Origin of the sequence: Xanthomonas euroxanthea (genome assembly GCF_900476395.1) — a bacterium.
Taxonomy (GTDB): domain Bacteria; phylum Pseudomonadota; class Gammaproteobacteria; order Xanthomonadales; family Xanthomonadaceae; genus Xanthomonas; species Xanthomonas euroxanthea.
In genome coordinates this window covers 1204226-1229456 of the sequence record NZ_UIHB01000001.1, presented here as the reverse complement: position 1 = coordinate 1229456, position 25231 = coordinate 1204226, and the positions used below count along the sequence as shown (strand labels likewise).

Below are 25231 nucleotides of genomic sequence, written 5' to 3'. Positions count from 1 at the left end.
TCTACTGGCGATCACCAAAGCCAGACGGTAAGCCCCGCGTGCAAAAACGCATTCTGATCGTCGATGACGAACCCGCGATTCGCGACATGGTGGCGTTCGCGCTGCGCAAAGGCGAGTTTGAACCCATCCATGCCGGCGATGCCCGCGAGGCGCAGACCGCCATTGCCGACCGTGTGCCGGACCTGATCCTGCTGGACTGGATGCTGCCGGGCACCAGCGGGCTGGATCTGGCGCGGCGCTGGCGCAAGGAACAGCTGACCCGCGAGATTCCGATCATCATGCTGACCGCGCGCGGCGAAGAGAACGACCGCGTCGGCGGCTTGGAAGCCGGGGTCGACGATTACGTGGTCAAGCCGTTCTCGGCGCGCGAGTTGCTGGCGCGCATCCGTGCGGTGATGCGGCGCACCCGCGAGGACGACGAAGACGGCAGCGTGTCGGTGGGCCGCCTGCGCATCGACGGCGCCGCGCACCGGGTGTTTGCCGGCGACGCGCCGGTGCCGATCGGCCCGACCGAATACCGCCTGCTGCACTTTTTCATGACACATCCCGAGCGCGTGTACACGCGCACCCAGCTGCTGGATCATGTCTGGGGCGGCAGCGTGTACGTGGAAGAGCGCACCATCGACGTGCATATCCGCCGCCTGCGCAAGACGCTGGAACCGTTCGGCCTGGAAAACATGGTGCAGACCGTGCGTGGCTCGGGCTACCGTTTCTCTTCGGCAACCTAGTGGTTGCCGCACAGCCGGCCGGCCACGCAGGCCGGCCGGCTCGCACGCCCATCTGACGCCCGGTGGTAACGCCTTCCATGCCTCGACATATCCGTTCCGCCTGGCTCAAGACGCTCGGCACCCTCGCGCTGTTGCTGGGCGCTGCCGTGCTGGTCGGCGTGCTGATCGAGCATGTGTGGATGGCGCTGACGCTGACCGCCCTGGGCGTGCTGGCCTGGCATTACTGGCGGCTGCGCCAGGTGCTGCGTCGCCTGACCGCCCGGCAGCGCGCCGAACCCGCCGCAGGGATCGGGGCCTGGAACGAACTGGACCGCCTGCTCTATCGCAGCCAGGCCGAGATGCGCGGGCGCAAGCGTCGCCTGATCGAAATGCTGCGAACTTATCGCGCCGCCGCACAGGCGCTGCCGGATGCGGTGGTGGTGGTGGATCGCAACAGCCAGCGCGTGCAGTGGTTCAACCGGGCCGCAGGCGGACTGCTCGGCCTGCATCATCCGGGCGACATGGGCGTGTCGGTGGTGGAGCGGCTGCAGCCGTTGCCGCTGGCGCACTGGCTGGCGGCCGGCCGCAATGCCGAACCCATGCTCGACGCCGCCTCGCCGGTGGATCCGGACCTGCGCCTGAACCTGCGCCTGATTCCCTACTCCGACGATTACTGGCTGCTGGTGGCGCGCGATGTCAGCAAGCTGCTGCGGCTGGAGCAGGTACGCCGCGACTTCGTGGCCAACGTCTCGCACGAACTGCGTACGCCATTGACGGTGGTGCATGGCTACCTGGACATGCTCGACCCGGAAGACTTTCCCGATGCCGGCCCGATGCTGGCCGAGATGCGCAAGCAGTCGCAGCGCATGGCGCAGCTGGTCGAGGACCTGCTGACGCTGTCGCGGCTGGAATCGCAGGAAGAACTCGGCGAGGAGCACGTGGCGATGGCGCCGATGCTGTCGACCCTGCGTCGCGAGGCCGAAGCGCACAGCCAGGGTCGCCACACGGTGCATGTGCTGGACGAGGCCGGCGTGGACCTGCTCGGCTCCAACAAGGAACTGCATAGCGCCTTCTCCAACCTGGTCACCAATGCGGTGCGCTACACGCCCGGCGGTGGCACGGTGACGATCCGCTTCGTGCGCGAGGGCGATGGCGCAGCCCTGGCGGTACGCGACACCGGCTACGGCATTCCCGCCTCGCACCTGCCACGCATCACCGAGCGCTTCTATCGCGTGTCCAGCAGCCGCTCGCGCGAGAGTGGCGGCACCGGGCTGGGGCTGTCGATCGTCAAGCACATCCTGGGACTGCACCAGGCGCGCCTGGAAATCGAAAGCGAAGTCGGACGCGGCAGCGAATTCTCATGTCATTTTGTCGCTGCGCGCGTCGTACAGCGCGATCAGTCCCTGCCACTGTCACGTTCGGCGTGATATGTAGGGGGTGCGCGCCGCAACGCGGTGCGATGCCCGCGCGCCGGACGCGCTGCATTGCCTGCGCTGCGACCGGCGCGCTGTCACGCCGCACACCATCTCCGTCTTGATGACCGATTCCATGGGCCACGCCAAACACTTGCACGACATCACCCCTTCCGAAGACGTCGCCACCGATCCGCTGCGCGATCCGTCGCTGTACATCAACCGGGAACTGTCGCAGCTGGACTTCAACTTCCGGGTCCTGGCACAGGCGATGGACGACCAGGTGCCGTTGCTGGAACGGCTGCGCTTCCTGTGCATTTCCTGCACCAATCTGGATGAGTTCTTCGAAATCCGCGCGGCCACCGTGCGGCATGCGCAGGAATTCGGCCTGCCGCCGGCACCGGACGGGTTAAGCCCGACGGCCATCCTCAACGCGGTGCACGACCGCGCGGCCAAATTGGTCGAGCAGCAGTACCACGTGTGGAACGAGGTGCTGCGCCCGGCGATGGAGACGGCAGGCGTGGCGGTACTTGGGCGCTCGACCTGGAATTCGCGTCAGAAACGCTGGCTACGGGCCTATTTCCGCAACGAGATCATGCCGGTGCTGTCGCCGCTGGGCCTGGACCCGGCGCATCCGTTTCCCAAGATCCTCAACAAGACCTTGAACATCGTGGTGGTGCTGGAGGGCCAGGACGCATTCGGGCGCGCCGGTCATCTGGCCATCGTGCGTGCGCCGCGGTCGTTGCCGCGCATCATCCAGCTGCCGGCGAGCCTGTCGCCGGAGGGCGCGCAGAGCTTCGTGTTCCTGTCCTCGGTGCTGTCCGAGTTCGTCGACGAGCTGTTCCCGGGCATGCAGGTCAAGGGCTCGTATCAGTTCCGCGTCACCCGCAACTCCGAACTGGTGGTGGACGAGGAAGAAGTCGAGAACCTGGCGCTGGCCTTGCGCGACGAACTGGTCACGCGCGGCTACCGCCCGGCGGTGCGCCTGGAGATCGCGCACGACTGCCCGGCACCGATCATGCGCACCTTGCTGCAGAACTTCGGCCTGAACGAAAACGCGGTGTATCGCATTGTCGGGCCGGTCAATCTGAGCCGCGTCATCCAGGTCTACGACCTGGTGCAGCGCCCCGAACTGAAATATCCGTTGTTCAATCCGCGCACCTTGCGCGACACCGACGGCATCTTCCAGATCGTCAGCAAGGGCGATGTGCTGTTGCACCACCCCTTCGATGCGTTCACCGCGGTACTGGACGTGATCCGTCAGGCCGCGGTCGACCCGAACGTGCTGGCGATCAAGCAGACGCTGTACCGCACCGGCAAGGACTCGTTGATCGTCGATGCGCTGATCCTGGCCGCGCGCAACGGCAAGGACGTCACGGTGGTGGTGGAGCTGCGCGCGCGCTTCGACGAAGAGGCCAACCTGGGCCTGGCCGACAAGCTGCAGGAAGCCGGCGTGCAGGTGGTGTACGGCGTGGTCGGCTTCAAGACGCACGCCAAGATGCTGCTGATCGTGCGCCGCGAGGGACGCAAGCTCAAACGCTATGTGCACCTGGGCACCGGCAACTACCACAGCGGCACCGCACGCCTGTACACCGACATCAGCCTGATCACGGCGGATGTGGAAATCGGCAACGATGTGCACATGCTGTTCCAGCAATTGTCCGGGCTCGCGCCGCGCATGAAACTGGAGCAATTGCTGCAGTCGCCCTTTACCCTGCATGCCGGCGTGTTGAAGCGGATCGAGCGCGAAACGCGGCTGGCCCGTAACGGCCGCCCGGGCCGCATCATCGCCAAGATGAATGCCCTCAACGAGCCGCAGGTGGTGCGCGCGCTGTATACCGCCTCGCAGGCCGGTGTGCAGATCGACCTGATCGTGCGCGGCGCGTGCACGCTGCGGCCGGGCGTGCCCGGCGTCTCCGACAATATCCGCGTGCGCTCGATCGTGGGGCGCTTCCTGGAACATAGCCGCGTGTACTGGTTCGGCAACGATGGCGCGGCAGAGCTGTACTGCGCCAGCGCCGACTGGCTGGAACGCAACCTGCTGCGCCGCGTGGAGACCTGCTTCCCGATCCTGGATCCGGATCTGGCCAAGCGCGTCTACCGCGAAGTGCTGCAGAACTACCTGGACGACAACGTCAATGCCTGGGAACTGGATGCCGAAGGCGTCTATCACAAGCGCGTCCCCGGCCCTGGCGAGCCGGCACATTCGGCGCAGATGACCTTGCTCGAGCGGATCTGACGGGGCGCGGGCGCGGCCCCTCACGGGGCCAACGGCCCATCGGCTACCATGCGCCCATGCCAATGCCCTCCCCCACGATCCCGCCCCTGCGCGATGGCGATTTCCTTGCCGCCATCGACTTAGGGTCCAACAGCTTCCACATGGTCATTGCGCGCTACCTGATGGGTCAGCTGCGTGTGGTCGATCGCCTGCGCGAAACCGTGCGCATGGCCGACGGCCTGGATGGCAAAGGTGGCATCTCCAACGAAGCGCGCCAGCGCGCGCTCGAATGTCTGGCGCGTTTCGGCCAGCGCATCCGCGAAGTACCATCGTTGCGCGTGCGCGCGCTGGCCACCAACACGGTGCGCCAGCTGCGCTCGCCGCAGGCGTTTCTGATGCCGGCCGAAACCGCGCTCGGGCATGCGATCGAAGTGGTCAGCGGACGCGAGGAAGCGCGCCTGATCTATCTCGGCGTTGCGCATGCGCAACCGCCCAAGCCCGATCAACGCCGGCTGGTGATCGATATCGGCGGCGGCTCGACCGAGTTCATCATCGGCCGCGGGTTCCAGACCCTGGAACGCGAGTCCCTGCAGGCCGGCTGCATCGCCAGCACGCGGCGCTTCTTTCCCGGCGGCAAGCTGTCGAAGAAGAAATGGAAGGATGCGCTGACCGAGATCGGCGCCGAGTTCCAGCAGTTCGCCAATCAGTACAAGGCGCTGGGCTGGCACGAGGCGATCGGCTCGTCGGGCACGCACAAGGCCATCGGCGAGATCTGTGCGGCGATGAAGCTCACCAAGGGCGCGATCACTGCCGAGGCGCTGCCGGCGCTGCGCGACGAACTGCTCAAGGCCAAGCGCATCGAGGACATCCAGTTGCCCGGCCTGGCTGCCGAACGCCGGCCGATCATCGCCGGCGGCATTCTGGTGCTGGAAGCGGCGTTCCAGGCCCTGGGGCTGGAAAAGCTGATGGTCAGCAAGGCCGCGATGCGCGAAGGCATCCTCTACGACATGCTCGGCCGCGGCGGCGAAAACGACCCGCGCGACAGCTCGGTGGCCTCGCTGGTGCAGCGTTACGGCATCGACGAAGTGCAGGCGCAGCGCGTGGAGGCCACGGCCTGCCGCCTGTTCGACCAGGTCTGCGAATCCTGGCAGCTGGATGGCGACGACGCGCAGGTGTTGCGCCGCGCCGCCCGCCTGCACGAGCTGGGGCTGATCATCGCGCACAGCCAGTATCACGTGCACGGCAGCTACATCCTGGAGCACTCGGATATCGCCGGTTTCTCGCGGCAGGAGCAGCAGGTACTGGCATCGCTGGTGCGCACGCATCGGCGCAATGTGCCCAAGACCGCGTTCGATGCGCTGCCGGATCGGTTGCTGCTGCCAACCCGACGCAAGGCCGCACTGCTGCGGCTGGCGGTGCTGCTGCATCGCGCGCACGAATCCGACCCGATTCCGACCCTGGAACTCACCGCCGATGACACCCGCCTGTCATTGATCCTGTCGCAAAGCTGGATCGACTCGCGCCCGCTGCTGCGCGCCGATCTGATCGGCGAAGTCGAAAGCATGGCCGGGCTGGGGATTGCGTTCAAACCGTTTGTGACCTGAGGCCTGCGGCCTCAGGCGGGAATCGGGAATGGGGATTCGGGAATAGTCGACCACGGAGCTCTGAGAAGTTCTGACTGGTGGCGATTGCGCTAAACGAGTGCAGCACGCTGCCTTTGCGATTCCCCATTCCCCATTCCCCATTCCCGGCTCCACTGTCACCACCGCGACTTGTGGGCGCAACATCCATGCCATCGCCCTCCCGGAAGCTAGCGAAAACCGGAGAACGGGCATGCGCTACGCGATCGTTACCGAAACCTATCCCCCTGAAGTCAACGGTGTTGCGCTGACCGTGCACGGGCTGGAGAACGGCCTGCGCGCACGCGGACACCAGGTGGACGTGGTGCGTCCACGGCAGAGCGGCGATACGGATGCGGCCACGGCCCTGCTGGTGCGCGGTGCATCGCTGCCGCGCTATCCGGGACTGAAATTCGGGCTACCGGCAACACAACGCCTAGTGCGTCATTGGCAGATCACGCAACCGGATGCGGTCTATGTGGCCACGGAAGGCCCCTTGGGCTGGTCGGCGATGCGTGCGGCACGCCGACTGGGCATCCCGGTCGCCACCGGCTTCCACACGCGTTTCGACGAGTACCTGCCCGACTACGGTGCCGCCTGGCTGCAGGGCACCGCGTTGCGCTGGATGCGCCGCTTCCATAATCAGGCCGAGGCCACGCTGGTGCCCACGCGCGAGCTGCAGCAGTTCCTGCGCGACGGCGGCTTCGAGCGGGTGCAACTGCTGGCGCGCGCGGTGGACAGCCAGCAGTTCGATCCGGCCCGGCGCGATCCGGCCCTGCGTGCCGAATGGGGCATCGAAGGCGAAGGCTTCGCCGCGATCTACGTCGGACGCATCGCCAATGAAAAGAATCTGCCGTTGGCGATCCGCGCCTTCCGCAAGTTGCAGCAGATCCGCCCGAAGGCGCGCTTCGTCTGGGTCGGCGATGGCCCGGCACGCGAAAAGATCGCGCATGAAAATCCGGACTTCATCTTCTGCGGCGTCCAGCGCGGCGCGGCGTTGGCACGCCACTTCGCCAGCGGCGATCTGTTCCTGTTCCCCAGCCGCAGCGAGACCTTCGGCAACGTGACCCTGGAGGCAATGGCCAGCGGTGTGGCCACGGTCGCCTTCGACTACGGCGCCGCGCGCGAGTATCTGCGCAACGGCCACAGCGGTGCAGCTGTGGAGAACGACGAGGCGTTCATCCAGGCCGCCGTCGCACTCACCGAGGACGATGCGCTGCGCCGGCGCCTGGGGGCTGCGGCCGCACAGGCGATGAAGAAACTGCATCCGGACACGGTGGTGTCCGACTTCGAGGCCTTGCTGATGGGCATCACCGCGACACGGGGGCGTTATGTCGGCAACGCGGCTTGAGCTCCTGCGCGGTCACGAAGCGCGCTGGTGCCGGCGCGCCAATCACTGGTGCCGGCGCCACCCGGTGCGGCGTGCATTCGCCACCATCAGCCGGCTCGGCGATGGCGTGTTCTGGTACAGCCTGATGGGCTTGCTGGTGCTGGCCGACGGCATGGACGGCGTGCGTGCCTCTGCGCACATGGCAGCCACCGGCGTGCTCGCGCTGAGCTTGTACAAGTCGCTCAAACGCTGGACGCGTCGGCCGCGCCCGTATGCGGCCGACGTGCGCATCCGCGCCTGGGTGGCACCGCTGGACGAGTTCAGCTTTCCGTCCGGCCACACCTTGCACGCGGTGTCCTTCAGCATCGTGGCGGTGGCCTACTACCCGTGGCTGGCACCGGTGCTGGTGCCGTTTTCGGCCGGCGTGGCGCTGTCGCGCGTGGTGCTGGGCCTGCACTATCCCAGCGATGTGCTGGCTGCCACGGCGATCGGCGTGGTGCTGGCCAGTCTGTCGCTGTGGGGAGTGCCGGTGCTGCTCGGCTAAAGCGTGAGATCTGCCATCGCCGCGCTTGCCTGACCAAGCCGATGCCCCTCGTCGCCCAGCCGGCCGTTCACCTGGCACTCGCGCCGCGATGCAACGCTCCACCGATTCCCGATTCCCGATTCCCGATTCCCGATTCCCGATTCCCGTCCCGCGCTGCCGCCGTACAATGGCGCAATGACGACCCTGTTCATTTCCGACCTGCACCTGGATCCGGCCCGGCCGGCGATCACCGAGCTGTTTCTGGACTTCCTGCGCACGCAGGTGCCCGGCAGCGACGCGCTCTACATCCTCGGCGATCTGTTCGAAGCCTGGATCGGCGATGACACGCCATCGACCGCTGCCGATGCGGTGGCCGTGGCGCTGCATGCGGTGGCCGATAGCGGCGTGCCGGTGTTCTTCATGCCGGGCAATCGCGACTTCCTGGTGGGCGAGGCATACGCGCAACGCGCCGGCTTCCGCATCCTGCCCGATCCCACGGTGGTCGACTTGTACGGACACCCGACCCTGCTGATGCATGGCGACCTGCTGTGTACCGACGACACCGCATACCAGGCGTTCCGTGCACAGACGCGCGATCCGGTCTTCCAGGCGCAGTTCCTGGCGCAGCCGCTGGCCGCGCGGGTCGCCTTCGCGCAGCAGGCACGCGCTGCCAGCCAGGCGCGTCATGCAGAACTCAAGCAAGGCGACCAGTCGCGCTTCGAGACCGTCACCGATGTCACCCCGGCCGAGGTGGAAACCACCTTCGTGCGGTATGGCCTGGACCGTCTGATCCATGGCCATACCCATCGCCCTGCGATCCATACCCTGCAGGCCGGCGGCCAGACCTGCACCCGCATCGTGCTGGGCGACTGGTACGAACAAGGCTCGGTGCTGCATGTGGATGCCGACGGCGTTTCACTGGAGCAGCTGACACTTTGACGTAGCTGACCGCAGCTAGCGAGCAGCCGCAGCGGGCGCAGGCCACTCGCCCGGAAGCACGGTGCGGGCGAGATACGATGGGCATCGGCCGCTCCGTCTGCAGGTGCGCGCTGTGGTTTCGACATCTGGCCTGCGCACGCTCGACGTGCTGCTAGCCGCGCAGGAACCGCAGCTGGACGCGCTGCCGGTAAGCCCGATCGCGCCAGCTGCTGTTACGCAGCCGCACAGTCCATGCAGCATCCCAAGGCATCACTGCATGCTGCGCGCATGTTCGGCGTAGTCGACGAAGTCGGCGTTGACCACGTCGTACCAGAGCACCGTGCCATCGGCCTGCACGCGGAAACGATCGCGCACCGGGTTGGTCTGCGGGTCGCCGGGGCACTCGTTGCCATGCCGCTCGCGCACTGCGAAGTCGAACGCATCCGCTGCGGCCTCAGCGTCGTCTTCCTCGACGATGCTGATGCAGTTGTCCGGATAGAAATGGTCAGCCTGCAGCCGGGTCTCCAGCACATGCAGCGCACGGGCGCGGGCATCGTTGCCGGTCGGCGCGGCCTGCGCGGACACGGCCGGTGTGGGTGGCGCAGGGGCTGGGTCGGCAGGTTGCTGTTTGCAGCCGGCAACTGCCAGCGCGGCCAGGCACAGCGCCGCGTAACGCAGGGACTTGGACATGGGTGCTCCGCTCCGCAGGACACGCCGGCGACAACCGGCAGTGCCTCTAGTCTGCGCGATCACTGCGCCTGCGTGTAGCGGCAAAGGCCCGGCACCTGCGGTGCCGGGCCGACAGCGGAACGCGACGCGTGGTCCTCAGCGGAAGCCGGCGATGGTGGCCTTGGTATTGACCAGCACGCGCTGATTGTCGGCGGTGCTGGCATTGCCCATCGGCACGCCGTTGTAGCTGATGTTGGGGTTGGACCAGTAGTTCAGGCGCGGGCAGCCGCTGCTGCAGTCGTAGGCCATGATGGTGCGCCAGCTGTTGCCGTAGCGATAACCATGCCCGTAGGCGTACGGCGAGGTGCTCGGGTCGTTGGTGGCGTCATGACGGGCGCTCTGCAGATGGCCGATTTCATGCGCGAAGCTGTAATAGCCGGTGGCGCAATCCCAGTACACCGAGGCGAACGCGGTCGCGGCGGTAGAGCCGATCCCCGATGCCAGGCCGCAGTAGCTGCTGTTGTTCAACACGATCACGCCCACATCGGCGGTGTAGGTGTTGCGGCTGGTGTGGATGCTGTCCATGTAACCATCGTTGGTCACGCGGAAGCGCTGCAGGTCAGTGGTGAAATTGCCGGTTTCGCTGTAGTTGGTAGTCTCGTAACGCGCCAGTTGCAGGGTGATGCCGACATTGCTGTTGATGTAGCCCTGGTTGGCCTCGGCCACTGCCAGTTGCACCAGCGACTGCATGTTGCCGCCGTAGGCGGTCACCGCCTGATTGGTCGCCACCACTAGCACGCGGATGGTCGCCGGGCTGCCCGACGATGCGGCGGAAGCGGTGACGCGCCCGTCGCTGGGCATGTCGATCTTCGGCAACAGGCTGTATTCGGCCGGGTGCTCCTGCGGCAAGCGGCTTTCCTCCACCTGCACCAGGACGTGGCGGCCATCGGCGAGCGGGCGCAGCCGATACAGCTTGCCGGCGTAGCGGATGGTGCCGGTGACGGTATCGCCGCTGCGCACCAGGATGGCCGAGTTCAGCGGATCCACCCCCGACAGCGTGCGTGCGCGGGTCCCGGCGCGCGGGCCGAGGTTGCCGTACCACACGCTATCGCCGCCTTCCAGGGCATCGACCTTGGCCTGGGTGGCGGTGATGGTCTGGCCGTCCAACTGCAGTTCCAGCAGCTTTTCCGAGGCGGTGACCGCACCGGCGTCGAGCTGGACCACCTGCGCGTTGGCAGTGGACGGTGCGCTGAGCAGGCGCTGCAACGAAGGTTCGGCAGTGGCGGTGGCGGCCGCGCTGCGGCTCAACGCCGGGCCCGATTGATACAGCGGCTTGCCGGCAGCGGCGGCCGAACCGGCCAGGCACATGGCGATCAGACCCACCGTGGTGCACATCGACTTCGACTTCATCGTCTCTCTCTCCTTAGACATGGAAGTAACGGATGTGAAACACCGGGCCCCTGCCCCCGGGACGCCATTAAGGCGCGCCGTGCCGTCCGGATTGCAAGTTGTTACAAAAGAAAATTACGTTTTTGTGATGTCTACCGTTGAATGGATGCGATTCCGGCGGCTGCATGGAAGGACCCAGCGCACAGTCCGGCGGTCGAAGGCGCATTGCAGCGCACGTCGTCTGCGGCGTCCGGCGACATCGAGTTCGCGTGACTGTCGGGGCGACCGGTGGCGGTGCGCATCGATGCGGCACGTTGCGCGCGTTCCGCACGCAGTGCGCCCGGTGCTGCATGCACGACACGGCGGGCACGTTTCAGGCAGCGCGGCAACGGTACTGGCCGATTCGATCTGCCCGCCTACGGCGCTCGAGCAAGCGTGCAACTACGGCCCACGCCTCCCACCACCGGCTGCTCAGCCGGCCTGCTCCACCAGATCGGCCAGTTCGTCCTCGTCGAAGCCGGCAAGCAGCCGCGCCTGCAGATTGAACGGCCCGTGCAGGTAACCGCCGGCGTACTCGTGCAGCAGCGCCTTGAAGCGCGCGCGCGGCTCGATGCCGGCCTGCGCGCAATACCAGCGGTACCAGCGCGAGCCGGCCGCCACGTGCGCCACTTCCTCGCGCAGGATGGTGTCCAGCACCTCGGCAGTGGCGGTATCGCCGAGCGAACGCAGTTTGACGATCATCGCCGGCGTCACATCCAGCCCGCGCGCTTCCAGCACGCGCGGCACCAGCGCCATGCGCGCCAGGCCGTCGTGGGCGGTTTTCTCGCACATTTCCCACAGGCCGTTGTGCGCGGCGAAGTCGCCGTAGTCGTGGTGGTGTGCGTGCAACCGCGCGCGCAGCAGCATGAAGTGGCGCGATTCGTCATCGGCCACGCCAACCCAGTCGGCATAGAACGCCTCCGGCAGCCCACGGAAGCGATACACCGCATCCCAGGCCAGATCGATGGCGTTGAGCTCGATATGCGCGATGGCGTGGATAAAGGCGGCGCGCCCTTCCAGGCTGCCCAGCCCACGCCGCGGCACCTGCCGCGGATGCACCAGCACCGGCCTGGCAGGCCGGCCCGGCATGCGGATCGGCTGCGGTGGCGCCGCCTGCGGCGATGGCAGCGGCAAGCTGCCGGCGCGGAACGCGGCCGCATGCCGCTGCGTCAATGCGACCTTCTCCAGCGGATCGGCCGCCTGCAGGCAGGCATGTGCGGCTTGCAGAAGATCCATCGTGTCCATCACTCCGTCTTTGCGATAAACCGCAGGGCCGACAACACCGGCAGTTGGCGCTTCACGCTGCAGCGGCGATCGCCATCCCGACGCCGCCATCGCATGTTCGGTCTGCGCACATCCACAGCGGCCGGCGACACTGCCGCACCACCGCAGCGCACGCCATGTCGCGCCCGGCTGCAGCCAGCTGACGCGATCACCGCGCAGCCGGTCCGCATGGCACAGGGACGCCATGCCATGCCTGGGAGCGCCGGCCTGCAGCGCTAGCGCAGACCCTTACGCGCGGCGACGCTTCTTGGCATCGTCCGAGCGCAGCTGCTGGATGCGTTCGAAATAGCCCGGCTCGATGCCGGTGATGTATTCGCCGTTGAAGCACGAGGAATCGAACTGCTGGATGTCCGGGTTGCCTTCGCGCACCGCCACTTCCAGGTCTTCCAGATCCTGGTAGATCAGCCAGTCGCAGCCGAGGAATTCCTGGATTTCCAGCTCGCTGCGGCCATGCGCGATCAGCTCTTCGGCCGCCGGCATGTCGATGCCGTAGATATTGGGGTAACGCACCGGCGGCGCGGCCGAGGCCAGATACACCTTGCGTGCACCGGCGTCGCGCGCCATCTGCACGATCTGCCGGCTGGTGGTGCCGCGCACGATCGAATCGTCGACCAGCAGCACCACGCGGTTGCGGAATTCCAGGTGGATCGGATTGAGCTTGCGCCGCACCGATTTCTGCCGCTCGCCCTGCCCCGGCATGATGAAGGTCCGGCCCACGTAGCGATTCTTGACGAAGCCCTCGCGGTACTTCACCCCGAGCACGTTGGACATCTCCAGCGCCACATCGCGCGAGGTGTCCGGGATCGGAATGATGGTGTCGATATCGTGATCCGGGCGCAGGCGCAGGATCTTCTCGCCCAGCTTCAGGCCCATGCGCATGCGCGCCTTGTGCACCGAGATGTTGTCGATCATCGAATCCGGGCGCGCGAAGTACACATACTCGAAGATGCACGGCGCGTTGACGGTCGGCGCGGCGCAGACTTCCGAAAACAGCTCGCCGCGCGCGGTGATCACCATCGCCTCGCCGGGGCGCAGGTCGCGCACGCGCTGGTAGCCGAGGATGTCCAGGGCAGCCGATTCGGAGGAGACGATGTATTCGGTGCCTTCGGCGTGCTCGCGCTTGCCCAGCACCAGCGGACGGATGCCGTGCGGGTCGCGGAAGGCCACCAGTCCCAGGCCCAGCACCACGCTGACCACCGCATAGCCGCCCTTGCAGCGGCGGTGCACGCCGGCCACCGCGCGGATCGCCGCCTCGGGGGTGAGCATGCGCTGCGCGTCCAGCTCGTAGGCGAACACGTTCAGCAGCACTTCGCTGTCCGAATCGGTGTTGATGTTGCGGCGGTCGGCCTCGAACACCTGCTGGCGCAAGGCCTCGGTGTTGATCAGGTTGCCGTTGTGCGCCAGCGCGATGCCGTAGGGCGAGTTGACGTAGAACGGCTGCGCCTCGTCCATGCCTTCCGAGCCTGCGGTCGGATAGCGGCAATGCGCGATGCCGACACGGCCTTCCAGCACCGCCATCTTCTTTTCGTCGAAGACATCGCGCACCAGCCCGTTGGCCTTTTGCACGCGCAGGCGCGTGCCGTCTGCGGTGGCGATCCCCGCGGCGTCCTGCCCACGATGCTGCAGGACGGTCAGGCCGTCATACAGCTGCCCGGCGACGTTCTGGTTGCCGACAATACCGACGATGCCACACATGGTGCGCGTTCTCCGCTACGGCTTGCGCCGTTACTGTGAAGGGGGCCGTGCCTGGCCTTGGGACTCGACCCGAGCCGGGTCGCTTTCTCCGCCGCGAACCTGCGCCGGATCGATATTGGCCGGCATCGCCTGCGCCGGATTGCGTCCGTCGCTGGCAGCTTTGCCGGGTTGTCCAAGCGCACGCGTGATGGTGTCGCTCAGACCGGACCCGGACAGCGCCTTGCCCAGGTCCGCATTATCGCCTGCCGAGGGCAACTTCCCCAACTCCGTTGGCAGGTTGCCGAGTTCCATCGATGGCATGTCCATCGACGGCATCCGCCAGGCCGGCAGTTGCGCCCGCATCCAGCTCGCGCCCGGCGACAGCATCGGCATCAGCATCGACTGGCGCCAGGCCGGCTCGCGCGGCAGCGGCGTGAAGCTCATCAGCAGTACCAGCACGCTGGCCAGAAAGCCGCCGCGCACCAGGCCCAGGCCGAAGCCGAGCATGCGGTCCATCCCGCCCAGGCGCACCGCATCCACGCCGGCGCGGATCACCATGCCGATCACCGCCACGGTGATCAGCACGCCGACGAACACCATCGCGTAGCCGCCGAACGACTCGGTGGCCGACGGATGCTTGCCATCGGCAATCCAGCGCGCGGCCGGGCCGCCGAACTGGAACGTCGCCCAGCCGGCCAGCAACCACGACAGCGTGCCGACCACGATGGCGACAAACCCGCGCAGCAGGCCCAACAGCGCCGACACCAGGATGATGACGCCCAGCACCATGTCGATCATTGCCCACTTCTCCGCGCGGCGCGCACGCCGCTGGTCCAACCTGGCTCGGTGTTCATTGCGCTCCCCTCCATGGGTGTGAGGCGATCAGGAATCCGCTCGCCGCCGGCGATACCACGCGAAACGGTGACCCGGCGTGCTGCGGGCGAGCCGCACCACGCAGCGAACCACCCGACTGCCGATCCTCGGCACTGACCGCGTCCGCCCGACGGCGGCGCAGTGGCTTACGGATGCGGACGCACCATGCCGGAAATGCCGACCTTGGCCGCCACCTGCGCGCGCAGCTGTTCGGCATCGCCGCGATTGGCGACCGGGCCGACGCGCACGCGGTTGAGCGCGCCCTTGTCGGTGCGCACCTGTTCGACGAAGGCGCTGAAGCCGGCGGCGCGCACGCGGTCGCGCAAGGCGTCGGCGTCTTCGGCGCGACCGAAGGCGCCCAGCTGCACCGCAAAGCCGACCGAGCTGGCTGCAGGCGCTGCCGGCGCGGCGGGCGCCGCGACGACCGGCTTGGCCGGCTCGGGCTTGGCCTGTTCCGTTTTCGCCACCTCCGGCTTGGCCGGGGCGGGCTTGGGCGCTTCGGCCGGCTTGGGCGCGGTGGCCACCGGCTTGGCCGGCTCCGGCGGCAGGCTTTCGGTCTTGGTCGGGGCGGTCGTGCCGGCGGTGGCCACGCTGCTGGTCGGCTTGGCGGCCGTCGCGGTCGCTGGCGTGCTGGCTGCCGGCGCCGGCGCGGCGGCGTTGGCATCCAGCGTCACCACCTGGGCGTTGACGTCGCTGCGCACCTTCACCGCCTGCAGGCGCGCCGCTTCGGCCTGGGCCTGATCGACATACGGCCCCACGCGCACGCGCCAGGCCGGGCGGCCGTTGATCTGGGTCTTTTCGCTGAAGCCGGGCAGCTGCGCCTGCTTGAGCCGCGCCAGTACCGCGTCGGCATCGGCGCTGGTGGCGTAGGCACCGAAGTTGACCGCGTAGTTGCCGGCCGCCACCTCGGGTGCCGATGGCGTACTGGCCGGGTTGGCCAGATCGGCCGCGTCCGGGTTGTCCTGCACCGCGGCCGGCGCAGTGGCGGCACCGCGCATGCCCAGCGCGCCACCGGCCGGCGCATCGCCCGGGGTGACCAGCGGCAATTCGCGGGTCTCGAACTCGCCATTGGCCGGTGCGGCAGGTGCCTCCAGCGGCACGTCGGCCACGCCGCTCGATGGCGCAGGGCCCTTGACCAGCATCGGCAGGAAGATCACGGCGAGCGCCACCAGGACGATGGCGCCAATCAGTCGCTGTTTCAGAGCAGTATCCACGTAGAGAGACGAAAGGCGGCGTGGCGGGGTGCCGCGGCGATTATAAGGCCGCAGCCGGGCTACCGCCCCGGGTGGACTGAACGAAGTGCGTTTAGCGCATCGGCAACGGTATGAAACGAGCCGAACACCAGCACCCGATCACCGGGGGCGGCCTGCGCCAGCACTGCGGCCAATGCGCCCGCCACGTCGCCGTGACATACCGCCTGCGCTGCCGCACTGCCCTGCAGACGGGCCTGCAAGGCCTGCGCCGACTGCCCACGCGCGCCGTCCAGCCCGGCCAGGGTCCAGTGGTCGACCTGCGGGGCCACCGCCTCCACCACGCCCAGCACATCCTTGTCCGCCAGTGCGGCGTAGATGGCATGCGTGCTGCCCGTGTGCGCCTGCGCGCCCAGTGCATCGGCCAGCGCGCGCGCGGCCTGCGGGTTGTGGCCGACGTCCAGCAGCACCTGCACGCCATCGACGTCACAGCGCTGCAATCGCCCGACCACCTGCGCGCTGGAAATTCCCTGCGCCCACGCGGCATCGGGCAGCGCTTCCGGCAAGGCCTGCAGCGCGGCAATTGCCGCGGCCGCATTGGCCAGCTGCACCGGCGCGTGCAGGGCCGGCATCGGTAGTTCCAGCGTCACCGCGACATCGCGCCAGCGCCACTGCGGCGCTTCCGGATGCTGCGCCTCGATCGGCTCGAAGAAGTAATCGCTGCCGGCGCGGATCGCGTTGGCGCCCAGCTGGTAGGCACGCCGCAATACGCTCGATGGCGGGTCGATTTCGCCCAGCACCACCGGCTTCCAGGCGCGGATGATGCCGGCCTTCTCGGCGCCGATCGCTTCGCGGTCTTCGCCCAGCCAATCGGTATGGTCGATATCCACGGTGGTGATCACCGCCACATCCGAATCGACGATATTGACTGCATCCAGGCGCCCGCCCAGGCCGATTTCCAGCACCGCCAGGTCCAGCGCGGAGCGCTGCAGCAGCCACAGCGCCGCCAGCGTGCCGTATTCGAAATAGGTCAGCGTGGTGTCGCCGCGCACTGCCTCGACCGTCGCAAATGCCTCGACCAGCGCGGCATCGCTCGCATCAACGCCATCGATGCCCACACGCTCGTTGTAGCGCAGCAGATGCGGCGAGGTGTAGCTGCCCACCTTCCAGCCGGCGGCACGCCCGATCGCCTCGATGAAGGCCACGGTGGACCCCTTGCCATTGGTGCCGCCGACCACGATGACGTGCCTGGCAGGCGCGGCAAGCTGCAGACGTGCCGCCACCTCGCGCACGCGCTCCAGGCCCATGGCAATGGTGCTTGGATGCTGCTGCTCGATATAGACGAGCCAGTCGGAGAGGGAGTCGGTTGCGTTCACGGCGGGGACTGCGCAGGAAGAACCGCATTATCGCGAATTTTCAGGCCCTCACGTCGTCGGACAAACGACGCCATCTTGCCCAGGCGCATGCGCCTGTCGTTGCCGACTCCAAATTGTCTGTGTCGGACGTCCCGATCACCGGGCGTCTTCGATCGCTGCAACCCGCATTCCCAACAGCGAGCGCTGGCCGGTCAACACCACGGTCACCTGCTGATTGAGATGCCGACGATAGAGCGCCTCGCTGACGCACAGATGGCCGGGAAACCGATTTTTCAGTGGTCCACCACGCAATCGGTATTTGCACGAACGCCCGCTTTGAAAGTACTCGACCTGCATCACATGCGTTTCCTTGAAATCGACACCGGCCATCCGCGTGTACACCCACGGCGCCCCTAGAGCCAGTACGAGCCAGCACAGAAATCCCAACAGCGGCGGCGCCAGGCAGAACGCCAGAACCGTGTTCAGCGGCTGCGTACCGAAGACCGCCTTCCATCCGCCGATGCGATAGGCCGGCGCAAAGATCAGCACCGTCAATGCGCCTCCCAGCAGCACCATCGGCGCTACCCAGTTCCGACCAGAAAGAAACGGTGCGGGAATGAAGTCGGAAAACACCGCTAGCGCCAACAGGCCGCACACACTGCCCAAGACAGCGCACCGAAGCACCTTGGGCCAGTTGGCGATGGTCCGGCGATGACGCACCACAGCGCGATCCTGCATCCTTGCCGGGCGTTGCCTTACAGCGCCCGATGCTTGGCTTCACCAAAGAACGGCGTGTGGTGCGCGCAGTCGTTCAGGCGCACCACTTCCAGGTGATCCACGTCCTCGCCTTCGAGCAGGTTGAGCGTGGTCGGCGCCTGGCGGAAGGTCCATAGCCGGGACAGCGGCAGGCCCAGGATCTTGCACAGGATCACGCGGTTGACCGCATCGTGCGCGACCACCAGCAAGGTGTCGGCCGCGCCCAGGCCATCGGCCGCGCGCGCCAGGCCGCGCCAGCTGCGGTCCAGCACCTGACGCAGGGATTCGCCGCCGGGCATCAGCACGGTATCGGGCTCGTCGCGCCAGGCGCGCAGACGTGCCGGATCCTTGTCGTTGATCTCGCTGGCCAGCAGGCCCTCCCATTCGCCGTGGGCGATTTCCTGCAGGTCTGCATCGGTCTGCAGCAGGTTTTCGCGCGCGCTGCCCAGCGCCAGCCTGGCGGTGGCCTGCGCGCGTGACAGCGGCGAGGCCACCGCGCGGGTGATCTCCAACGACTGCAGACGCGCGCCGAGCGCGGCGGCCTGGCCTTCGCCGACCGGCGACAGCGGGATATCGATCTGGCCCTGGTAGCGGCCTTCGGCGTTCCACGGCGTCTCGCCGTGACGGGCAAGCAGGATGCGCATGCGCGAGAGATTCCTTGGGGGAAGGGGCCGGCTCGCCGCAGCGAAACGGGAGCGCATGATAACCCCTCCCGCTGCGGTGCCGGCCGCCCGCGTCAGCGCAGGTCGGGTTGCTGCAGCGGTGGCGGTGCCGGGGGCCACTTCCGTCATGACCCAGCGCAACCACCGCGATCCACGGCGACGATGCGAGTCATCGCCGGATCGAAGATCCTGCTGCCGCTCACCGACTTCCGGTTGCCATCAAAAGGCCGGCACAACCAGCCTGCCCTGCGCGGCCATCGCCGGCGAAACCACGACACCGGCTCAGGCGCGTCCGAATGCCGGATCACTGCGGCTGGGCCTGCCGGTTTCCAGATGCCCGGCCAGCCGGCGGCGGAACGCGGCTCCGGGCTGTTCCAGCACGACGTCGTACCAGTGATCACTGGCTGCAAGCGCCAGCCGCACGGTCTGGCGCTGACCTGCGGCCAGGTGCATCGACCGCACGGCCGGGTCTGCATAGTCCAGCGCGCGCAGCTGCAGCGTGCACGGTTGCCGCCCGGCGTTGCCGATGTCCAGCACCAACATCTCGCCGTCCTGCCGCGCCTGCAGCCACGGCGCTGCCGATTGCGTCCCGGCTGCAGCGAGGTCGCCGGCGAGTTCGCGCAGGAACCCATTGGGGCCATGCACGCTCAGCGCATAGGCGCCGTTGTGCGCAGCGCCGACCGGCACATCGTCCAGCTGGGTGCCCGGCAACACGGTGTAGTACCACGGGCCGCCGCTTGCAGCGCTGGTGTAGACATTGAACGCGGCCGCCGCAGCGCCGCTGTTGACGAACTGCAGTTGCACGCCACCTTCGCCCTGCACGCGCGCATGCACCTGCAAGGCGTACGGCAATGCACGTGCCGGACGTTGTCCCGGCTCCTGTCGCGGCATGCTGGCTCTGGTCGGCGGCACCGGTAGCGGCTTGTCGCGCACCGCGGCGGTGCGCGCGCGGTAGTCGTCGACCGACGGCAGTGCGCTCACTGCCGAATCGTCCGGCTTGCGGAAATCGAACACGCTGGTCAGATCGCCACTGACCGCCCGGCGCCACGGGCTGATGTTGGGTTCGGCCACGCCGAAGCGGCGTTCCAGCAACCGCAGTACCGAGGTGTGATCGAACACCTGCGAATTGACCCAGCCGCCGCGCGTCCAGGGCGAGATCACCAGCATCGGCACGCGGATGCCCAAGCCCATCGGCACGCCGGCGTAGACCTCCCCGCGCGTGTCGACGTTGCTGCGTCCCATGCGCGCATCCAGCGCCGGCAACGCTGCGGGCACGTGATCGAAGAAGCCGTCGTTCTCGTCGTAGTTGATGATCAACGCGGTCTTGGCCCACACCTGTGGGTTGGCGGTGAGCGCATCGATCAGGCGCGCCACCAGCGACTCGCCATAGGCCGGCGGCGCTTCCGGATGTTCGCAGTACGCGGTGGGCGGCACGATCCAGGACACCTGCGGCAAGCGGTCGGCCTGCACGTCGGCGGCGATCGCGGCGATGAGATGCTCGGCCTGCGTGGTGGCGGCGTTGTCGGCGGTGGAACCGGGCACGCAGGCACGCGCACGCCGATAGCGTTCGTCGTCGGGGTGCAGATCACGATAGTGCGAAAAATACGCCAGCGAGTTGCAGCCGAAGTTGTCGTACTCCTGGTACACGCGCCAATCCACGCCTGCGGCCTGCAGGCGCTGCGCGTAGGTGGTCCAGTCCATCGCCGCATACCCGGGCTTGTCGCGTGCCATGTCGGCGGTCCAGTTGCCGTCGTCGGCGTTGGTCACCACCTGCGCGCCGAGATTGCCCACGCTGGTGCCGCTGGTGCCGGTGAACAGATACATGCGATTGGGATTGGTCGGCCCGTGCAACGAACAGAAATACCCGTCGCAGATGGTGAAGGCATCGGCCAGTGCGTGGTAGTACGGGATGTCGTGACGCTGGAAATACCCCATCGTCAATTCGCCCTTGTACGGCACCCAGGCGTCGTACTCGGCCCAGCGCGCCGGGTCCTGCCCGTGGCCGGCTTTCCAGGAGTGATCCAGGCTCTTGATCAACGGCGCGGACGTGTTTTGCGAATCGAAGGCGAACGGCAACAGGCGGCGCCCGTCCGCGGCCGGCTGGCTCCAGACCGGGTGGCCGTCGCGCAGCTGCAACGGACGCGGATCGCCGAACCCACGCACGCCACGCAGCGCGCCGAAGTAATGGTCGAACGAGCGATTCTCCTGCATCAGGATCACCACGTGCTCGATGTCGCGCAGTGTGCCGGTGCGCGAGTTGGCCGGCAGCGCGAGTGCGCGGCCGATCGAGGACGGCAGGGCGCCGGCGGCGGTCAGCGCGGCGACGCGCTTGAGGAAATCGCGGCGCGAGGGGGAAGACGTCATGGCTACGGGACCTGCGAGAAATACGTGTGCATGCCGCGCACTGCGGCCGGGTAGGACACGTATAGCGGTCAAGCACGACAGTTTTGCGACAGCCACCGTCATCAATGTTTCATACGTCGTTGACACCCTGCGTCGCGAAACGCCGGTCTTGCACCGTGCGTCGCCCTCAGCCGTGCTTGAACAGGATTCCCCCATGACTTCCGCTCGTCGCTTTCATGTCACTCCGCTGGCGCTTGCCCTGGCCGCGCTGCTTCCGGTCATCGCATCTGCGGCCACACCGGTTGCCGTTGCAGAGGCGCCGGTAGCCGATGCCCCGGCCACCGTGGCCGATGCCGCCGCCAATGCCACCCAGCTGGACGCGATCAATGTGGTGTCGCAAGGCAGCACCCGCCAGGTCCAGCGCATCAGCCGGCAGGACATCGAGCAGCTGACACCGGGCAGCAGCGCCTTCAAGGCGGTGGAAAAATTGCCGGGCGTGCAGTTCCAGTCGGCCGATCCGTTCGGCACCTACGAGTGGTCCACGCAGGTCACCCTGCATGGCTTCGACCAGAGCCGGCTGGGCTACACGCTCGATGGCATTCCGCTCGGCAACATGAGCTACGGCGTCACCAACGGCCTGCACATCACCCGCGCCATTATTTCGGAGAACCTCGGCTCGGTGGAGATCGCGCAAGGCGCCGGTGCGCTCGGGACTGCGTCCAACACCAACCTCGGCGGCACCATGCAGTTCTACTCGGCCGATCCACAGACCACGCCCGGCCTGCGCTTGGTGCAGACGGTCGGCAGCGATGCCACGCGGCGCACCTTCGTGCGTGGCGACACCGGCGACCGCAATGGCCTGTCGGCGTATCTGTCCTACGCCAATGCCAGCACCGACAAGTGGAAAGGCTTCGGCGACCAGCAGTCCGAGCAGGCCAACCTCAAGACCGTCTACCAGTGGGGCGATGGCAACCGTCTGAGCCTGTTCGTGGATACCTCGCGGCGCAAGGAATACGACTACATGGACCTGTCGTTGACCAGCCAGCGCGCGCTGGGCTGGGACCACGACTATCTGCAGCCGGATTGGGCCACCGCGGTGCAGATGGCACGTGCATATCAAACCACCGGTGCCACCAGCGGCGTGGCCAACGGCTATCCGCAATCGCTGGCCGGGCTGCCCGACGATTACAGCTGGCTCGACGCCAGCTACTACGCCGGCGGCGGTCTGCGTCGCGACAACCTGGCCGGTTTGTCGGGCACGTTCGTGTTCGGCGGCGCCACGCTGGATGCCACCGGCTACTACCACGGCAATCGAGGCGAAGGTCAGTGGGTGACGCCGTATGTACCGACCTCTGCGCAGGTTCCGCTGTCGATGCGCACCACCGACTACGGCCTGGATCGTTACGGCGGCACCAGCGCATTGAAATGGGCGTGGGGCAACCACGATCTGGAAGTGGGCCTGTGGGCGGAAAACGCACGTACCACGCAGCAGCGCAACTACTTCGCGCTCGGCAACGAGGGCTATACCTCGCTGTACAACGTGTACGAAGTGCAGACGCCGTTCCGCCGCGATTTCCTGCAGCGCTACACCACCCAGACCCGCATGCTGTACCTGCAGGACAGCGTGCGCCTGCTCGACGACCGCCTGACCATCAACTACGGTGCAAAGGCGCTCAGCACCACCACGCGTGCGCAGTCCCTGGTGCCGACCACCGCGCTGGCACAGGGCCGCATCCGCGCCGAGGACAACTTCCTGCCGCAGGTTGGCATCAACTACAAGCTGGACGAACGCCAGGACATCTACGCCTCCTACAGCAAGAACATCGCCGCATTCGGCTTCACCCCGTTCGGCACCTCGCAGGCGGCGTTCGACCGCAGCCGCTCCACGCTGGAGCCGGAAGAATCGCAGACCGTGCAGGTGGGTTACCGCGTGCAGGATGCGCAGTTCCAGCTGTCGGCCGATGCCTACTTCACCAAGTTCTCCAACCGCTTGTTGACCACCTCGCCGTGTAGCGCGGTGCAGACCTGCGCGGCGATCCTGAGCAATGTGGGTGCCGTGCATAGCGCAGGTGCGGATCTTGCCTTGATGTGGCGTCCGATGGAAGGCCTGAGCTGGTTGAATTCGCTGTCGTGGAATCGCTCGCGCTACCAGGACGACTACCTCAACAACGGCGTGGTCGCCACCTCCGGCAAGGACGTGGTCGGCATCCCCGCGTTGATGTTCTCCTCCAGCGCCAGCTACCAACTCGGCAACCTGCGCCTGGATCTGGACGGCAAGTATGTCGACAAGCGCTACATCACCTTCCTCAACGATTCGCAGGTGCCCTCGTACTGGCTGTTCAATGCGGGCGCGCGTTACGACTTCGGTCGCGTAGGCGGGGTGGCCGATGTGGCGTTGGCGCTCAACATCACCAACCTCACCGACAAGCGCTATTTCGCCAGCACGGGCACCAACGGCTACGTGGCCTCCGATCCGCAGGGCTACAACCAGACCATGGTGGTCGGCGCGCCGCGCCAGTACTTCATGAGCCTGGATGTGAAGTTCTAAGCAGCTTTGCACCACCTAAGGCGCCCTCATCCGGCGCTGTGCGCCACCTTCTCCCGCACGCGGGAGAAGGCATGCCGACACTCCCGATACCTCGAGCAGGTCGGCAAGTTACTTTTCCGGGGCTTCACGCGTTCACGCCTGCTCGGCCGCTCCGTATCTCGGCCTCATCTGCTTGTTGTCTCCCCAGCTTTTCCTTGTTTTTCCTGATTCTCTTCTGTCTTCCCCGCTTTTCCTTTCTGCCTTCCCTGCGTGTCTGCCCTCCCTGCATGGACACCGACGCATTCACGCAAGGCGTCGATCGCATCGGCCCGCTGCGGTGGCCCTTCCTGCACTGCAACTTGCCTGCTTGTTGACTTACGTGCTTGTTGGCTTCCCTCGCCTCGAATTCCTTACTTGTTGCCTCCCTGCTTCTCGAATTCCCCGCTTCTCGAATTCCCTGTTTGTTGCGTTGCCTGTTTCTCGACTTCCCCGCCCTTCCCCCGCTTGCGGGGGAAGGTGCCCGAAGGGCGGATGGGGGCAACCGCCCCGCAACACACGCATGCTGTCCGCCGACCAACCCAGCGCCACCGCGGCCCCCGACCGCACGGGGACCATTGCTGTTGCACCGCCACATGCACTCACCGCGCGCCGCATATAATCGCCGCCTTACTTTCACTCAGCAGGTCCCGCCAGATGGCGCAGACGATGAAGGCGCTGGTCAAGCGCGAAGCAAACAAGGGCATCTGGCTGGAACAGGTCGCCGTTCCCAGCCCTGGCCCCAACGAGGTGCTGATCAAGCTGGAAAAGACCGCGATCTGCGGCACCGACCTGCATATCTACCTGTGGGACGAGTGGAGCCAGCGCACCATCACCCCCGGCCTGACCATCGGCCATGAGTTCGTCGGCCGCGTGGCCGAGCTCGGTTCGGCGGTAACCGGCTACCAGGTTGGCCAGCGCGTGTCGGCCGAAGGCCACATCGTCTGCGGACATTGCCGCAACTGCCGCGGCGGCCGCCCGCACCTGTGCCCCAACACGGTCGGCATCGGCGTCAACGTCAACGGTGCCTTCGCCGAGTACATGGTGATGCCGGCCAGCAACCTGTGGCCCATCCCCGACCAGATTCCTTCCGAGCTGGCCGCGTTCTTCGACCCTTACGGCAACGCCGCGCACTGCGCGCTGGAGTTCGATGTCATCGGCGAGGACGTGCTGATCACCGGCGCCGGTCCGATCGGCATCATCGCCGCCGGCATCTGCAAGCACATCGGTGCGCGCAATGTGGTGGTCACCGATGTCAACGACTTCCGCCTCAAGCTGGCCGCCGACATGGGCGCCACGCGTGTGGTCAACGTGTCCAAGACCTCGCTCAAGGACGTCATGGCCGACCTGCATATGGAAGGCTTCGACGTGGGCCTGGAAATGAGCGGCAACCCGCGCGCCTTCAACGACATGCTCGACTGCATGTACCACGGCGGCAAGATCGCCATGCTCGGCATCATGCCGCGCGGCGCCGGTTGCGACTGGGACAAGATCATCTTCAAGGGCCTCACCGTGCAGGGCATCTACGGCCGCAAGATGTACGAGACCTGGTACAAGATGACGCAACTGGTGCTGTCGGGCTTCCCGCTGCACAAGGTGCTGACCCATCAGTTGCCGATCGACGACTTCCAGAAGGGCTTCGACCTGATGGAAGAAGGCAAGGCCGGCAAGGTCGTGTTGAGCTGGAACTGACCGGCCAATACGTTT

At 66.8% G+C, this 25231-nt stretch carries 19 protein-coding genes; 9 read left to right on the top strand and 10 right to left on the bottom strand.

Annotated features, from left to right (window positions below; all coding sequences use genetic code 11):
* Window positions 1-38: 38 nt before the first annotated feature.
* From phoB to lpxH, 7 genes are all read left to right on the top strand, one after another.
* Entirely contained in the window at window positions 39-728 is a 690-nt protein-coding gene (gene phoB / locus CPBF1521_RS05405; protein ID WP_104582300.1) for a phosphate regulon transcriptional regulator PhoB, read from the top strand.
* A 77-nt stretch (window positions 729-805) separates the two neighbouring features.
* A complete protein-coding gene (gene phoR / locus CPBF1521_RS05400) occupies window positions 806-2134 on the top strand; it encodes a phosphate regulon sensor histidine kinase PhoR (RefSeq protein ID WP_164739231.1) in 1329 nt (442 codons plus the stop codon).
* Window positions 2135-2255: 121 nt separating this feature from the next.
* Complete coding sequence (gene ppk1, locus CPBF1521_RS05395; protein ID WP_104582478.1) at window positions 2256-4358, top strand: polyphosphate kinase 1; 2103 nt, start codon at window positions 2256-2258, stop codon at window positions 4356-4358.
* Between the two features lie 62 nt (window positions 4359-4420).
* Window positions 4421-5941 carry an exopolyphosphatase gene (gene ppx, locus CPBF1521_RS05390; RefSeq protein WP_026064255.1) on the top strand — a complete coding sequence of 507 codons (1521 nt, stop codon included), beginning with the start codon at window positions 4421-4423 and terminating at the stop codon, window positions 5939-5941.
* A gap of 229 nt (window positions 5942-6170) precedes the next feature.
* Entirely contained in the window at window positions 6171-7307 is a 1137-nt protein-coding gene (locus tag CPBF1521_RS05385) for a glycosyltransferase family 4 protein (protein ID WP_115676272.1), read from the top strand.
* The gene (locus CPBF1521_RS05380) at window positions 7288-7830 is read left to right on the top strand and encodes a phosphatase PAP2 family protein (RefSeq protein WP_115676271.1); all 543 of its coding nucleotides are present in this window, start codon (window positions 7288-7290) and stop codon (window positions 7828-7830) included. Before CPBF1521_RS05385 ends, CPBF1521_RS05380 begins: the two co-directional genes overlap by 20 nt.
* A gap of 174 nt (window positions 7831-8004) precedes the next feature.
* Complete coding sequence (gene lpxH / locus CPBF1521_RS05370; protein WP_102583853.1) at window positions 8005-8748, top strand: UDP-2,3-diacylglucosamine diphosphatase; 744 nt, start codon at window positions 8005-8007, stop codon at window positions 8746-8748.
* Between the two features lie 249 nt (window positions 8749-8997).
* Here the strand turns inward: lpxH and CPBF1521_RS05365 are convergent, their stop codons facing one another.
* The 10 genes from CPBF1521_RS05365 to CPBF1521_RS05320 all read right to left on the bottom strand — a co-directional run bounded on the left by CPBF1521_RS05365 (window position 8998) and on the right by CPBF1521_RS05320 (window position 20982).
* Window positions 8998-9417 carry a hypothetical protein gene (locus CPBF1521_RS05365; RefSeq protein WP_115676269.1) on the bottom strand — a complete coding sequence of 140 codons (420 nt, stop codon included), beginning with the start codon at window positions 9415-9417 and terminating at the stop codon, window positions 8998-9000.
* 135 nt (window positions 9418-9552) lie between these two features.
* A complete protein-coding gene (locus tag CPBF1521_RS05360) occupies window positions 9553-10806 on the bottom strand; it encodes a zinc-dependent metalloprotease (protein WP_115676268.1) in 1254 nt (417 codons plus the stop codon).
* Window positions 10807-11256: 450 nt separating this feature from the next.
* Window positions 11257-12060: a ferritin-like domain-containing protein gene (locus tag CPBF1521_RS05355; RefSeq protein WP_115676533.1), complete on the bottom strand. Its 804-nt coding sequence runs from the start codon at window positions 12058-12060 to the stop codon at window positions 11257-11259.
* A gap of 276 nt (window positions 12061-12336) precedes the next feature.
* Window positions 12337-13803 carry an amidophosphoribosyltransferase gene (gene purF, locus CPBF1521_RS05350; RefSeq protein ID WP_104582292.1) on the bottom strand — a complete coding sequence of 489 codons (1467 nt, stop codon included), beginning with the start codon at window positions 13801-13803 and terminating at the stop codon, window positions 12337-12339.
* Window positions 13804-13833: 30 nt separating this feature from the next.
* Window positions 13834-14580, bottom strand: coding sequence for a CvpA family protein (locus CPBF1521_RS05345; protein ID WP_115676267.1), 747 nt, complete (start codon window positions 14578-14580; stop codon window positions 13834-13836).
* A gap of 221 nt (window positions 14581-14801) precedes the next feature.
* Window positions 14802-15869: an SPOR domain-containing protein gene (locus tag CPBF1521_RS05340; protein WP_115676266.1), complete on the bottom strand. Its 1068-nt coding sequence runs from the start codon at window positions 15867-15869 to the stop codon at window positions 14802-14804.
* A 59-nt stretch (window positions 15870-15928) separates the two neighbouring features.
* Window positions 15929-17221, bottom strand: a complete 1293-nt coding sequence (gene folC / locus CPBF1521_RS05335; RefSeq protein WP_115676265.1) for a bifunctional tetrahydrofolate synthase/dihydrofolate synthase — start codon at window positions 17219-17221, stop codon at window positions 15929-15931.
* A 135-nt stretch (window positions 17222-17356) separates the two neighbouring features.
* Complete coding sequence (locus CPBF1521_RS05330; protein ID WP_115676532.1) at window positions 17357-17866, bottom strand: hypothetical protein; 510 nt, start codon at window positions 17864-17866, stop codon at window positions 17357-17359.
* Between the two features lie 89 nt (window positions 17867-17955).
* Window positions 17956-18600, bottom strand: a complete 645-nt coding sequence (locus CPBF1521_RS05325; RefSeq protein ID WP_104582476.1) for a histidine phosphatase family protein — start codon at window positions 18598-18600, stop codon at window positions 17956-17958.
* Between the two features lie 300 nt (window positions 18601-18900).
* Window positions 18901-20982 (bottom strand): phosphocholine-specific phospholipase C, encoded by a 2082-nt coding sequence (locus CPBF1521_RS05320; protein WP_115676264.1) that lies wholly within the window; start codon window positions 20980-20982, stop codon window positions 18901-18903.
* 193 nt (window positions 20983-21175) lie between these two features.
* Here CPBF1521_RS05320 and CPBF1521_RS05315 point away from each other — a divergent pair, with 193 nt between their 5' ends.
* Both CPBF1521_RS05315 and tdh read left to right on the top strand, forming a co-directional pair.
* Entirely contained in the window at window positions 21176-23509 is a 2334-nt protein-coding gene (locus tag CPBF1521_RS05315; protein WP_115676263.1) for a TonB-dependent receptor, read from the top strand.
* Between the two features lie 672 nt (window positions 23510-24181).
* Entirely contained in the window at window positions 24182-25216 is a 1035-nt protein-coding gene (gene tdh, locus CPBF1521_RS05310; protein ID WP_180496889.1) for an L-threonine 3-dehydrogenase, read from the top strand.
* Window positions 25217-25231: the final 15 nt, after the last annotated feature.

What these genes read in the sequence shown, in the direction of transcription:
- phoR (WP_164739231.1), top strand. Translation starts at nt 806, where the DNA reads ATGCCTCGACATATCCGTTCCGCCTGGCTCAAGACGCTCGGCACCCTC.
- ppk1 (WP_104582478.1), top strand. Translation starts at nt 2,256, where the DNA reads ATGGGCCACGCCAAACACTTGCACGACATCACCCCTTCCGAAGACGTC.
- ppx (WP_026064255.1), top strand. Translation starts at nt 4,421, where the DNA reads ATGCCCTCCCCCACGATCCCGCCCCTGCGCGATGGCGATTTCCTTGCC.
- CPBF1521_RS05385 (WP_115676272.1), top strand. Translation starts at nt 6,171, where the DNA reads ATGCGCTACGCGATCGTTACCGAAACCTATCCCCCTGAAGTCAACGGT.
- CPBF1521_RS05380 (WP_115676271.1), top strand. Translation starts at nt 7,288, where the DNA reads ATGTCGGCAACGCGGCTTGAGCTCCTGCGCGGTCACGAAGCGCGCTGG.
- lpxH (WP_102583853.1), top strand. Translation starts at nt 8,005, where the DNA reads ATGACGACCCTGTTCATTTCCGACCTGCACCTGGATCCGGCCCGGCCG.
- CPBF1521_RS05365 (WP_115676269.1), bottom strand. Translation starts at nt 9,417, where the DNA reads ATGTCCAAGTCCCTGCGTTACGCGGCGCTGTGCCTGGCCGCGCTGGCA.
- CPBF1521_RS05360 (WP_115676268.1), bottom strand. Translation starts at nt 10,806, where the DNA reads ATGAAGTCGAAGTCGATGTGCACCACGGTGGGTCTGATCGCCATGTGC.
- CPBF1521_RS05355 (WP_115676533.1), bottom strand. Translation starts at nt 12,060, where the DNA reads ATGGATCTTCTGCAAGCCGCACATGCCTGCCTGCAGGCGGCCGATCCG.
- purF (WP_104582292.1), bottom strand. Translation starts at nt 13,803, where the DNA reads ATGTGTGGCATCGTCGGTATTGTCGGCAACCAGAACGTCGCCGGGCAG.
- CPBF1521_RS05345 (WP_115676267.1), bottom strand. Translation starts at nt 14,580, where the DNA reads ATGATCGACATGGTGCTGGGCGTCATCATCCTGGTGTCGGCGCTGTTG.
- CPBF1521_RS05325 (WP_104582476.1), bottom strand. Translation starts at nt 18,600, where the DNA reads ATGCGCATCCTGCTTGCCCGTCACGGCGAGACGCCGTGGAACGCCGAA.
- CPBF1521_RS05320 (WP_115676264.1), bottom strand. Translation starts at nt 20,982, where the DNA reads ATGACGTCTTCCCCCTCGCGCCGCGATTTCCTCAAGCGCGTCGCCGCG.
- CPBF1521_RS05315 (WP_115676263.1), top strand. Translation starts at nt 21,176, where the DNA reads ATGACTTCCGCTCGTCGCTTTCATGTCACTCCGCTGGCGCTTGCCCTG.
- tdh (WP_180496889.1), top strand. Translation starts at nt 24,182, where the DNA reads ATGGCGCAGACGATGAAGGCGCTGGTCAAGCGCGAAGCAAACAAGGGC.